Source organism: Streptomyces sp. UF-297 (genome assembly GCF_058245575.1).
Genome location: NZ_JBSIBZ010000035.1, coordinates 40,295 through 52,040, shown reverse-complemented (window position 1 = coordinate 52,040; position 11,746 = coordinate 40,295). Strand labels below are relative to the sequence as shown.

Here is an 11,746-nt window from a genome sequence, read left to right as displayed (position 1 = left end):
TTGCATGACGGTCCGATGCGGGTGGATGTACGACGGTATTGATGATTGGGACTCTATGGCAAGACCTGGAACTCCAAATCCCCTTTGGTGTTATTGGCGCATACGCAGCGGTGCGCTACTCAACGCCCCGAGCGGATCCGGCCCATCCGTTTGAGGAAGCGGTCGGCGGGAGCGAACAGCTCCGGGCGCGAGAGCACGGTGTTGCGCAGCGCCCGCACCGGCGCACGCCGGGCCCGGTGCCCCAGGGCCACGGGGTGACGGCGCATCACCCACCCTTCGGAGACCAGGAGTTCACGGGTCTTCAGGGAGGTCTTGTACTGCTTCTCGCCGCGGCCCAGGTCGATGTAGGACAGCGCGTCCCCGGCCGCCCCCTGCGCCATGTGCAGATGCAGCAGCAGCCCCGGCGAGTACTTCCCGAACGCCGGGTCGTACGCGGGGAACCAGCACGCCAGTATCCGCTCGGTGCGCGGCCCGAAGTGCGCGGCCACCGGCCGCCCGCCCGCGTAGAGCACGGACAGCTGACCGGCGAAGGTGTCGGTGCGGGTGTGGAAGAGCCGGTCGACCAGCTGCACTATCCAGGGGTGTGCGAAACGGTCGCTCCGCCCGGTCCTGCGGTATTGCGCCGACTTCCACTCCCTGAGCAGGTGCAGCACGGCTGGATCCCGCTCGTCGTGCACATAGCGCACCTCGCCCACCTCGCGCCCCAGCCTGCGCTCCTTGGAGTAGGTGTTCCGCACGAACTTCGGCGAGCGCTTGCGCAGCCGCGCCAGATAAGCCTCGAACCCCTGGTCGATATCGATGACGGGCGAGGCGAACGTACGCAACGGGCCGCCCTCGAAGGGTTTTTGACCCTCCACCAGATGGTCGAACTCCAGCACCGCCAGATCGCAGGCCTGCAGCAGCTCGCGGGCGTCCCACTGGAAGCCGGGGCGGTGCACCAGCCCCTGGGCGTCCGAGAGGCCCAGACCGATGGCCCGGCCCACGCCCAGCGCGGTGCGCTGGAAGGGGAGGAACGCGGCGGGCTCGCCGTCCTCCCGTATCACCGCGATCCGCACCCCGCGCCGGCAGTGGCCCAGCGCGAGGGCGAAGTCGGGGGAGAGGAAGGGGTTGGCCAGCTGCGGCGAGCCGACCACATGGGCCTGGGACTGCACGGTGGACCAGGCGGCGCGGTCGGCGCCGGTCAGCTCGCCGGGTCGGTACACGCTGATGTCGCTGTTGTTCACGTCATTCCGCCCCACTGCCGCTGTCACCGGCACGCCGGCGGCGCAGCTGCGCCGCCGCGAAGACCACCGCGCTGATCGCCCCGACGGCCACGACCCCGCCGCGCGCCGACCAGCTGTGCAGCGCGAGCATCGCCTGCGCCACCAGGAGGTTGAGGGCCAGGGCACCGGCCACGGCGACGACGATCCGGCTGAAGCGCTCCATACGGCCCAGCGCCGCGGCGATGGCGGCCGCGGGCGCCGCCAGGAGGAAGAACAGGGTGAAGGGGGCGCGCAGCGGCGAGGAGACGTCCATGAGGGCCAGTACGGCCCCCACGCCGCCCACGCCGACCGCCGCCCCGGCGAACAGTGGGGCGGTCTCCCCGCCCAAGGGTCTCGCGCCCTGCGGTCTGCTGTCCGGCCCGCCGGCCGGGTCCTCGGCGTTCGGGCTGCCATTGAAGTTGCTGGTGGTGTGCATTGGCCGCTTTGCCCCCCATAAGCCCCTTGTGCCGGGCCTCAATGTCGCGCAGGGGGCGCGCGCCCGTCAAGACGTAAAGGAGCCGTGGAGTCGGCGTTAACACACCGTGCCCGCCGCCGAGTTGAGCGGCGGGCACGGCAGCGGTGCCCGGGGCCCGCGGGGCGCCGCTCGCTTCCGTGCGGGCCCCGGACCTACCGGGTTACGGGACGATCTTCAGGAGCTTGTTCGGGGAGCCCGAACCGGGGTTGGTCACGACCCCGGAGGTGGCGCCGTTCACGAGCGCGGTGGCGACCTGTGCCGGAGTGGCGCTGGGGTGCCCGGCGAGGTAGACCGCGGCGGCACCGGCCACGTGCGGGGTGGCCATGGAGGTGCCGGAGATGGTGTTGGTGGCGGTGTCGCCCGAGTTCCAGGCGCTGGTGATGCCGCTGCCGGGCGCGAACAGGTCCACCCGGGAGCCGTAGTTGGAGTAGTTGGCGCGGGCGTCGGAGCTGGTGGTGGCGCCCACCGTGATCGCCTCGGGGACCCGGGCCGGGGAGTAGTTCTGTGCGTTGGCACCGGAGTTGCCGGCCGCGATCGCGTAGGTCACCCCGCTGCGGATGGAGTTCTGCACGGCGGTGTCCAGGGCCTGGTCGGCCCCGCCGCCGAGCGAGACGTTGGCCACCGATGGGCCGCTGTGGTTCTTGGTGACCCAGTCGATGCCCGCCACGACCTGGGAGGTGCTGCCCGAGCCCTGGTTGTTGAGCACCCGCACCGCCACGATCTTGGCCTTCTTGGCCACGCCGTAGGAGGTGCCCGCGGAGTTGGCGGCCACGTGCGTGCCGTGGCCGTTGCCGTCCTGGGCGACGTTGTCGTTGTCTATCGCGTCGTAGCCGTTGACGGCCCGCCCGCCGAAGTCCCGGTGGGAGATGCGTACGCCGGTGTCGATGACGTAGATCGTGGTGCCCTGGCCCGCGCTGTCGGGGTAGGTGTACTTCTTGTCCAGCGGCAGCTTGGCCTGGTCGATGCGGTCCAGGCCCCAGGAGGGCGGGTTGTTCTGGGTGGCCGAGGCGCGGACCGTACGGTCCTGGAAGACCCGGTCCACGGCTGGGTCGGCGGCCAGGCGTCTGGCCTGTCGCTCGGTCAGGTCGGCCGCATAGCCGTTGAGCGCCGCGGTATAGGTCCGCTTGACGGTGCCGCCGTACTCGGACACCAGGCTCTTGCCCTGCGCCGAGGCCGACTTCAGGCCGGCGCTCTGCTTGAGCGTGACGATGTAGCTGCCCTGGACCGCGTCCTTGGCACCGGCTCCGACCACCGTGCCTTCGGCGGGGGCCGCGTGGGCGGGGACGATGACGGCGCCGAGTGTGAGCGCCGCCGCTGAAGCGGTGACCGCCGCGGCGATCCGTGCCCGGCGGGAGATCGTGGTGGAACGCATCACTGCCATTGCGGGGGAGTCCTCCTCATCGGTGGTGCGCCGTGGTGCGCGCGCCTGTGGGGGTGCTGCGCACGGGGGTATGCGCAACAGGCGGTACGGGTGGTGCAGTTGACCGCCGTACGAAAGATTCGCCGAGGCTTCAGCCGGGAGCAAGGGTTCTGTCGGGATGTCATATGCACGACACGCTCATGCAATGACGTGGCACCGGGGATCCCCCCAGTTCGTCAGGTTTGGCATGAACACTTCCCGTAGTCCACGGGTCCTGCTACCAACGGGTAATGCAGAGACCTGCTAAGGGAGGTTCCATGAGACTGTCCCGATACGTGGCCGTCATGGTCGCGTTCCTCGTCACCACCGCGCTCGCTCTCTTCGGCGCGAGCGCCGCCGCATCCGCTCAACTCCCCGCCGCCACCGGCTATGTAGCCCTGGGCGACTCCTACTCCTCGGGCGTCGGAGCGGGCGGCTACGACCCCGCCAGCGGCGCCTGCAAGCGCAGCACCAGGGCCTATCCCGCACTGTGGGCCGGTGCGAACTCCCCCTCGTCCTTCGCGTTCACCGCGTGCTCAGGAGCCCGTACGGGTGATGTCATCGCCGGGCAGCTGGGCCCGCTGAACGCCTCCACCGGGCTGGTCAGCATCACCGTCGGCGGCAACGACGCGGGCTTCGCCGACACCATGACCACCTGCGCCCTCCAGGGCGAGAGCGCCTGCCTGGCGCGCGTCGCCCAGGCCCGCGCGTACATCACCAACACGCTCCCCGGAAAGCTCGACCAGGTCTACACCGCCATCGACCAGAAGGCCTCCGCCGCGCACGTCGTGGTGCTCGGCTACCCGCGCTTCTACAAGCTCGGCGGCAGCTGCTCGGCCGGTCTGAGCGAGAAGTCGCGCGCCGCCATAAACGCCGCCGCCGACCACATCAACGCGGTCACCGCCAAGCGCGCCGCCGACCACGGCTTCTCCTTCGGCGACGTCAACACCACCTTCACCGGCCATGAGATCTGCTCCGGCGACGCCTGGCTGCACAGCGTCACCTTCCCCGTGGACGAGTCCTACCACCCCACCGCCAAGGGACAGTCCGGCGGTTACCTGCCCGTCTTCAGCAAGATCGCCTGACCGGTGCGCCGCGCGCCCTGGGCGCCATAGGTGCCGTGCGTACCTGAAGGCGTGGGTGTGCTCGGGGAGGCCCCGTCCGTCGGGGCCTCCTCGCAGGTCACCGTGAACGCCACGCGGTTGGACCGCACCGACTGCGGGCTCTTGACCTGGACGCTGATCCAGTCCGAGAGCGTGGCGCCGTCCTTGTACGTCAACTCCTCGTGCTGTACCACGAGACGGCCGGAGTCCCCGGCCGCGAAGGGGACGGTCTTCCAGGCCGGGTCGGAGGTCTGCCCGCTGCTGGTGCGCCAGCGGTAGACGACATCGGCCGGGACCCGGCTGACCTTGATCTCGGCACGGAAGGACGGCACCTCGGCGGCGGGCGGCGGGCAGGCGCCGCGATAGGCCGCGCGCACCGGCGTGACGTAGACGGTGACGGTCACCGCGGGCGGGGGAGCGGTCGTCGTGCCGCCGTGGCCGGTCGCGGTCCGGCTCGGCGTCGAGCCGCCCCCCGAGCCGCCCCCGTCCCCTGTGGTGTTCCCGCCGCCGCTGCCCGCGGGAGCCGTACCGCCATTGCCCGCGCTCCCCGGTGTGCCGCCGCCCGCGGTGGGCGCAGTCCCGTCGCCGCCCACCAGGGCCCAGGTCACCCCGGCCGCGATGAGCGCCGCCAGCAGTCCGCCGAGCGCCAGCAGCGCCACCGACCGCCGCCGGGGCGAAGGTTCCCCGGGAGCGGTGGTGGCCGTGGTGGCGGCGCCGCCCGGCGGGGGAGCGGGGGGCGGCGGCCCGGCCGGGCCGTAAGCGGTGCGCGTGGGGCCGGGCTCGGCGGTGGTGGGGGTGTACGGGGCGGCCGGGGGCGGCACGGACACCGTGCGCGGCTGCCCGCCGCTCGCCACCTCTTGGAGCATCCGCTGCGTGGTCTGCGCGTCCAGCCGCTCGCCCGGGTCCTTGCGCAGCAGTCCTTCCAGTACGGGGGCCAGCGCGCCGGCCCGGCGCGGCGGCGGCAGTTCCTCGTCGACCACCGCGCGCAGCGTGGTCAGCGGGGTGTCCTGGCGGAACGGCGAGTGGCCCTCCACGGCGGCGTACAGCGTCACGCCCAGCGACCACAGGTCCGACTCGGGCCCCGGGGTGCGGCCCAACGCCCGCTCCGGGGCGAGGAATTCGGGCGATCCGACCAGCTCGCCGGTGAGGGTGAGCGCGGAGGAACCCGCCACCGTCGCGATTCCGAAGTCGGTCAGCACCACCCGCCCGTCATTGGCGAGCAGTACGTTGCCCGGCTTGACGTCGCGGTGCAGCACCCCCGCGGAGTGCGCCTCGCGCAGCGCCGCCAGCACCTCCGCGCCGATCCGCGCGGCCCGGGCCGGCGGCATCGGGCCCTCCGCCGTCAGCGCATCGGCCAGCGACAGGCCCCGTATCAGTTCCATCACGATCCACGGGCGGCCGCCGGAGGTCGCCACGTCGTAGACCGTGACCACATTGGGGTGCGAGATCCGGGCCGCCGCCCTGCCCTCGCGCTCCAGGCGGGCGTACAGCAGCTGCTCCTCGCGCTCGGTGAGCGCGCGCGGGGCCCGCACCTCCTTGATGGCCACCTCGCGCCCGAGCACTTCGTCGCGGGCCCGCCACACCACCCCCATGCCGCCCCGGCCCAGCTCGTCGAGGAGGCGGTAACGGCCCGCCAGCAACTGCTCGTTCCCCGGACCCTCGCTCATGGACGAGCCCCCCTCGCAAGAGAGCGATTCGGTGGAAACGTACCTCAATCCTGCCTCGTTGCCGCCCCCTTGAACCGTATTCCGCGTCCGGGGCGGGCGGGGCGCCTGATGCGCCGGGGTGTGCGACCGCGAACGGCCGCGCGGGCGCGGCGCGTTGAGGGGCGCGCGAGGGGCGTAGCGGGACGGGGCGTGGGTGGTTGACGTGCGGGCAGAGGGGCGGCGGGAAGGTCCACGCTGTCGCAGGGTAAAGTGCCCCTTGCCTGGCATATCGCCATTTGCGGATGGTCTCGCGCTCCCCGTGCCCCACGGCGTACGCCCCGGTCGCACCGTGATCTCGGTCGCATCGAGCCGCACTCGACCCAGTGGCACTACGGAGGGTGCGGAAAAGGGAACGCAGCGCGCACGGATTCCCGTACGAGAGCGCCGTATCCGCCCGGTGGCACACCGGATGTGCCCGGCCGGACGCCCCACGGGACGGCCCCGCCCGGAAAACGGTCCGCGGGGGGTACGTCAACCCCCTTGCTGGGCAGGTGAATCCTGGGACCGGGCTGCACGGGTGTCATAGGAGAGCGATAGGGTTACTCTGCCCGGGGCGGGTGCCCTCGTACGGGTGGGGAGAGTCATGGAACAGATAACAGTGCGCAGCAGGCCGCGAGTGCCTGCGATCAACTGCGGAAGCGGCGCGTCCAGCGCGCGTCTGGACCGCCATCTCGCGGTGCTCGGCGGCCCGGCCGTCCCGCAGCGCGAGGCGGAAGGCGCCACACTGCTGATGCAGGAACTCACCGCGCGTGACCACACGCGTACGAAGAAGAGCCGCGGAGCCAGGGTCTCCCTCTTCGCACCGCTGCGCAGGCTGCGCCGCTCGCTCTTCGGCGGACGCGGCTAGGGGGTGCCGGTCGCCCCAGCGGCCGGCGACCGCTTCCCCCGACGGCCCCGCCGCTGACGACCGCCCCGTCCCCGGCGTACGGCACCCTCCGCGTGCGAGCCGTCCGCTGATTTTTTGTGAGACATCACACCCGCCCGCTGTGACCCGTGAGGCGTGTACGGCGCCCCGCCGCCCACGGATGTCCCACCACCCGCAGGCGCCCCGGCCGCATCAGCCGATCACGCCGTCCCGCCGCAGCTGCGCGATCCGACCGCGCGTCAGGCCCAGGGAGCCCAGCAGGGCTTCGGTGTGCTCGCCCAGCGCCGGTACGGCGCCCATGGCCGGTTCGGGGCCTCCGGGCAGGGTGATCGGCGGCAGCAGCGCGCGCAGCGGCCCGGCGGGCGAGCTGACCTCCCGCCAGCGGTCCCGCGCGGCCAGCTGCGGATGGGCGGCCAGTTCCGCGACACCGTTCAGGCGCGCACAGGCGATCCCCGCCGCCTCCAGCCGCCGCACCGCCTCGTCCGCGCCCAGCCCGGCCAGCACCTCCGCCACGATCCGGTCCGTCTTGTCGCGGTGCCGGGTCCGCGCGAGATTCGTCGCGTGCGCCGGGTCCTCGGCCAGCTCGGGCCGCTCCAGCACCTGCTCCGCCAGCCGCCGCCACTCGCGGTCGTTCTGCACGGACAGCAGGACGGGCGCCCCGTCGGCCGTCGCGAAGGCGCCGTAGGGCGCGATGACCGCGTGCGCCACACCCGTACGGGCCGGCGGGGTGCCCCCGTAGGACCCGAAGTACAGCGGGTGCCCCATCCACTCGGCCAGCGCGTCCAGCATGGACACCTCCACCGGCCCGCCGCGCCCGGTGGTGCCGCGCCGCAGCAGGGCGGCCAGCACCCCGGAGAAGGCGTACATCGCCGCCGCGATGTCGGCCGCCGGGATGCCCGCCTTCGCCGGCTGCTCCGGCGTGCCCGTCACGGACACCAGCCCCGCCTCGCACTGGACGAGCATGTCGTAGGCGCGCTTGTGCGCGTACGGTCCGTCCGGCCCGTATCCGGATATGTCCACCGCCACCAGCCGCGGGTGACGCGCACACAGCGCCGCCGCGTCCAGCCCCAGCCGGGCGGCCGCGCCCTGGGCCAGATTCTGTACGAACACATCCGCCCCGCCTAGCAGTTGCTCCAGCAACTCCCGGCCGCGCGGGTCCTTCAGGTCCAGCGCGAGGGACTCCTTGCCGCGGTTGGCCCAGACGAAGTGCGAGGCCAGGCCGCGCACCGAGGTGTCGTAGCCGCGCGCGAAGTCACCGCCGTCGGGCCGCTCGATTTTGATGACCCGGGCGCCCAGATCGGCGAGCTGGCGGGTGGCGAACGGCGCGGCGACGGCCTGCTCTACGGCGAGCACGGTCAGGCCCTCAAGGGGCAGCGGCTGTGCAGCGGTGCGGGGAACTGCGGTGCTGGTCATGGCCGTACGTCCTACCCTGCCGGCAATGTCCTTGTCACGTACCACCCTTGGCGAAGTGGTCGATTGCCGCCAGTACGGGGCCTGAATACCGCGCTCCGCGAGCGGAACGCACCGCGGTGTGCCGGAACACTTTTCGGACACCCCGGCGCGTGCTGCACTGCTGGCATGGAGGCAGTGCTGGCCGGCGTCATCGCGGTGCTGGGGACCCTCTTGGGCTCCGGCGTCACCCATTCCTTCCAGCGCCGGGCCCTGGAGCGGACCGAGGAGTTCGCCCGGCGCGAGCGGCTCCGCCAGGAGCGCATCGTCACCTACACCACCTACGGCGGCGCGCTGCTGAGCTATCGCCGCACCCTGGTCAACCGCTGGTACGCCGAGCACGACCGGCCCGACAAGACCGACCTGCTCGCCGTGCGCCTGCACTCCTACGACATACGCACCTCCACTCAGGAGGCCCTGTTCAAGCTCCAGTTGCTCAGCGACGACCCCGCGCTGATCGCCCACGCCCGGCGGGTCTTCGGCACCATCGACGACCTCCACCACACCGAGGACCGGGCGGTCCTGAACCAGCGCCGGGCCGCCACCCGCGCCCTGGTCTACGACTTCATCGAGGCCTGCGCGCCCCACGTACGGTGAAGACAGGCCCTACAGCAGCGCGAACTGGCCCTCCGGTCCCTCCTCGTGATGGTCCAGGACGGAGGCCGGGCGGCGCGCGTGCTCCGGCGCGGGGAGCACGCCGCCCTCGCGCAGCGCGTCCGCCCCGATGGCCGGCGCGTTGGCCACCCGCCGCGCCAATTGCTCCTGCTCCGGCGCGAGTTCGGCCAGCAGTGCCAGCACCGTGATCAGCTCCAGCAGCTCGGAGGTCCACTCCTGCGGCCAGGACGCCGGGCGCAGCGCCTCCAGGGTGTCCGCCCCGGCCGGTTCCGTACGCCGCTCGAACCAGGACCGCAGCACCCGCACCCCGCCCGCGTGGAAGTCCCAGGCGCCGGGCGGCACGGGGGAGATCCGGCCGGCGCCGATGAGCAGGGCGGCCTCCTCCGGCTCGTAGGAGAGATCCTCCGGCGCCGCCCTCGCCGGCAGGGCCGCGCGGACGTAGGGGCGGCGGCCGCCGGGCAGCCGCGGGCGCTCGCCGTCGTGCGCGCCACGGGTGTGCAGCCACAGCAGCCGCCGGCCCAACTCGACGCCGGACACCCACGCCTGGGGATCGGCGGTCAGCGGTACGGCACAGCCCGGCGGAGCGTGGCGGGCGGTCGCCGCGATCCAGGCGAGCACCTCACCGGCGTCGACCGGGCGCCCCAGGCGCCGCGCGAGCAGCTCCGTCAGGCCCGGTGCGAGATTGGGCTCCTGCCCGCCGGGGCGGCGGTACAGCGGCCGGATGCGCCCGGGCCGGGCCGCGCCGGTCACCGGGGGCGGGCCCCCGGCGGGCAGCAGGGCGGAGAAGACCAGCGCGGGGCCCGGCGCCTGGGGTGTGTGTCCCTGCTCGACGGCGAAGACCTGGTGGCCGTCGGCGACCCGCCACAGCTCCGGCCGGGCGGCGTCGATCAGCCGGTGGTCGGGCAGCAGCCACTGCTGGTCGTAGCCGCCGTACAGCACCCGTACCGGCTCCGGGCACGGTCCCGCGGCGCGCGCCAGCCGCCCGGTCGGCGTTGCCTGGCCGGGCAGTTGGGCCACGGCGCTGTGCAGCGTGCGGGCCCGCGAAGGGCGGAAGAGCCGCTCCTGCGCCGCGCCGTCATCGGCCCGCGCCAGCGCGTCCCAGCGGGAGCGCAGCGACGCCGCGTCGGGGGCCAGGACCCACTCCCGGCCCAGCCGCAGCGGAGCCACCGACCATGGCATCAGTTCGGACAGCGGCACGGGACCGGACGGCCCCGTAGCGCCCTGCTTCGCCGTCACCCGGCATCCCTCCCGGAACGTTCGCCGCTCACGGGGGCATCGTAACGGCGGCGCGGGCGCCGGTCCGCCGGGCCGCGGGCGGCGCGTACCTGGCGGCGGAGGCCGATGACGCAAGGCCACCCCCTGCGCAGAAGGCGGTCTTCCGCTTAGTGATCATGCCGGGTACGGTCCTCGCCGTCGGCCGCGTGCGGCCGCACCGCCGTGCAGGCAGAGAAGGAGGAGCGCCATGACGCAGACGTCCCGGCTCGCCGACGTACGGGCCGCCGCCCGGCTGGACCGGCTCCCCGCGGCCGGCTGGCACCGCCGTATCACCTGCATCGTGGGCATCGGCGCCTTCTTCGACCTGTACGAGATCTTCCTCGGCGGGGTGCTGGCCGCCGCGCTCTCCGAGCAGTGGCACCTGGGCCACACCGCCAAGTCCTGGATCATCGCGGCCGGATTCTTAGGCATGTTCGTCGGCGCGAATGTGCTCTCCGTCCTGGCGGACCGCTTCGGGCGGCGCCGGATGTTCATGGTCAACCTCGGCCTGTACTCGCTCTTCTCGCTGCTGTGCGCGTTCGCCCCGAACGTCGAGTGGCTGATCGCGCTGCGCTTCCTGGCGGGCCTGGGGCTGGGCGCCGAACTGGTGCTGGTGGACACCTACCTCGCCGAATTCCTGCCGCGCGCGGTACGCGGCCGCTACATCGCCTACGCCTACACCCTGGGCTTCCTCGGCGTCCCCGTCGCCGCGCTGCTGGGCGCGCGCCTGGTGGCCTCGCACGAGCTGCTGGGGATCGAGGGCTGGCGCTGGCTGCTGGCCGGCGGCGCGCTGGGCGCGGCGTTCATCCAGCTGATGCGTTCCCGGCTGCCGGAGTCGCCGCGCTGGCTGGAGGTACGGGGGCGCCCGCAGGAGGCCGAGCGGATCGTGGCCGACATCGAGGCGCGGGTGGGCCGGGAGACCGGCGGCAGCCTCCCGACGGTGCCCGAGCCGCAGAGCGTGCCCGAACGGCGGGTGCCGCTGGGCGAGATGTTCGGCAGCGACTACCGGCGGCGCACCGTGATGTGGTGGATCTTCCAGGTCCTGCAGACCGTCGGCTACTACGGCTTCGGCTCGCTGGCGCCCGTCGTGCTCACCGCCAAGGGCCATACGGTCACCGCGTCGCTGACCTACGCCGCACTGAGCTTCTGCGGCTACCCGCTCGGCTCGGCGCTGTCCGTACCCCTCATCGACCGCTTCGAGCGCAAGACGCTGATCATCGCCTCCGCGCTGGGCATCGCGGCCTTCGGACTCGCCTTCGGCTTCGGCGAGGACACCTGGGTCATCGTGGGGGCCGGCTTCGCGCTGACGGTGTGCAGCAACATCTTCTCCAACGCCTTCCACGTCTACCAGACCGAGATCTTCCCCACCGGCCTGCGCACCAGCGCGATCGGCATCGCCTACTCCCTCTCCCGCCTCACCTCGGTGGTCCTGCCCTTCGTCGCCCTCACCGTCCTCGCCGACCTGGGCCCCGCCGCCGTCTTCACCGGCTCCGCCGCCCTGATGCTCCTCCTCTGCCTGGACGTGGCCCTCCTCGGCCCCCGCACCACGGGCCGCAGCCTGGAACGCATCCAACGGCCGTAGGAGGAGCGAGCGCGCGGAAGCAACACCGCGCGCCCTGGGCGGACACCGCGTACACGA

General features: G+C 72.9%; 10 protein-coding genes. 4 read left to right on the top strand and 6 right to left on the bottom strand.

Annotation, left to right across the window (positions count from 1 at the left end; genetic code table 11):
• Nucleotides 1-119: 119 nt before the first annotated feature.
• The 3 genes from AC4IJH_RS21010 to AC4IJH_RS21000 all read right to left on the bottom strand — a co-directional run bounded on the left by AC4IJH_RS21010 (nt 120) and on the right by AC4IJH_RS21000 (nt 3,097).
• Nucleotides 120-1,223 (bottom strand): GNAT family N-acetyltransferase, encoded by a 1,104-nt coding sequence (locus AC4IJH_RS21010; protein ID WP_490853334.1) that lies wholly within the window; start codon nt 1,221-1,223, stop codon nt 120-122.
• A gap of 1 nt (nt 1,224) precedes the next feature.
• On the bottom strand, nt 1,225-1,677 hold the full coding sequence (locus AC4IJH_RS21005; protein WP_490853333.1) for a hypothetical protein: 453 nt from the start codon (nt 1,675-1,677) through the stop codon (nt 1,225-1,227).
• Between the two features lie 199 nt (nt 1,678-1,876).
• Nucleotides 1,877-3,097: a S8 family peptidase gene (locus tag AC4IJH_RS21000; protein ID WP_490853332.1), complete on the bottom strand. Its 1,221-nt coding sequence runs from the start codon at nt 3,095-3,097 to the stop codon at nt 1,877-1,879.
• A gap of 296 nt (nt 3,098-3,393) precedes the next feature.
• Here AC4IJH_RS21000 and AC4IJH_RS20995 point away from each other — a divergent pair, with 296 nt between their 5' ends.
• On the top strand, nt 3,394-4,200 hold the full coding sequence (locus AC4IJH_RS20995; RefSeq protein WP_490853331.1) for an SGNH/GDSL hydrolase family protein: 807 nt from the start codon (nt 3,394-3,396) through the stop codon (nt 4,198-4,200).
• On the opposite strand, the gene AC4IJH_RS20990 is transcribed toward AC4IJH_RS20995, so the two are convergent.
• Nucleotides 4,170-5,885: a serine/threonine-protein kinase gene (locus tag AC4IJH_RS20990; RefSeq protein WP_490853330.1), complete on the bottom strand. Its 1,716-nt coding sequence runs from the start codon at nt 5,883-5,885 to the stop codon at nt 4,170-4,172. The genes AC4IJH_RS20995 and AC4IJH_RS20990 overlap by 31 nt on opposite strands.
• 622 nt (nt 5,886-6,507) lie before the next feature.
• Here AC4IJH_RS20990 and AC4IJH_RS20985 point away from each other — a divergent pair.
• Nucleotides 6,508-6,771 (top strand): hypothetical protein, encoded by a 264-nt coding sequence (locus tag AC4IJH_RS20985; protein ID WP_490853329.1) that lies wholly within the window; start codon nt 6,508-6,510, stop codon nt 6,769-6,771.
• A 210-nt stretch (nt 6,772-6,981) separates the two neighbouring features.
• Here AC4IJH_RS20985 and AC4IJH_RS20980 read toward each other — a convergent pair whose 3' ends face one another.
• Nucleotides 6,982-8,202, bottom strand: a complete 1,221-nt coding sequence (locus AC4IJH_RS20980) for a CaiB/BaiF CoA transferase family protein (RefSeq protein WP_490853328.1) — start codon at nt 8,200-8,202, stop codon at nt 6,982-6,984.
• A 165-nt stretch (nt 8,203-8,367) separates the two neighbouring features.
• On the opposite strand from AC4IJH_RS20980, the gene kilB reads away from it, so the two are divergent.
• Nucleotides 8,368-8,835, top strand: a complete 468-nt coding sequence (gene kilB, locus AC4IJH_RS20975) for a plasmid transfer protein KilB (protein ID WP_490853327.1) — start codon at nt 8,368-8,370, stop codon at nt 8,833-8,835.
• A gap of 9 nt (nt 8,836-8,844) precedes the next feature.
• Here the strand turns inward: kilB and AC4IJH_RS20970 are convergent, their stop codons facing one another.
• Entirely contained in the window at nt 8,845-10,089 is a 1,245-nt protein-coding gene (locus AC4IJH_RS20970; protein WP_490853326.1) for a type ISP restriction/modification enzyme, read from the bottom strand.
• A 226-nt stretch (nt 10,090-10,315) separates the two neighbouring features.
• On the opposite strand from AC4IJH_RS20970, the gene AC4IJH_RS20965 reads away from it, so the two are divergent.
• Entirely contained in the window at nt 10,316-11,689 is a 1,374-nt protein-coding gene (locus tag AC4IJH_RS20965; protein ID WP_490853325.1) for an MFS transporter, read from the top strand.
• The last annotated feature ends 57 nt before the right edge of the window (nt 11,690-11,746 follow it).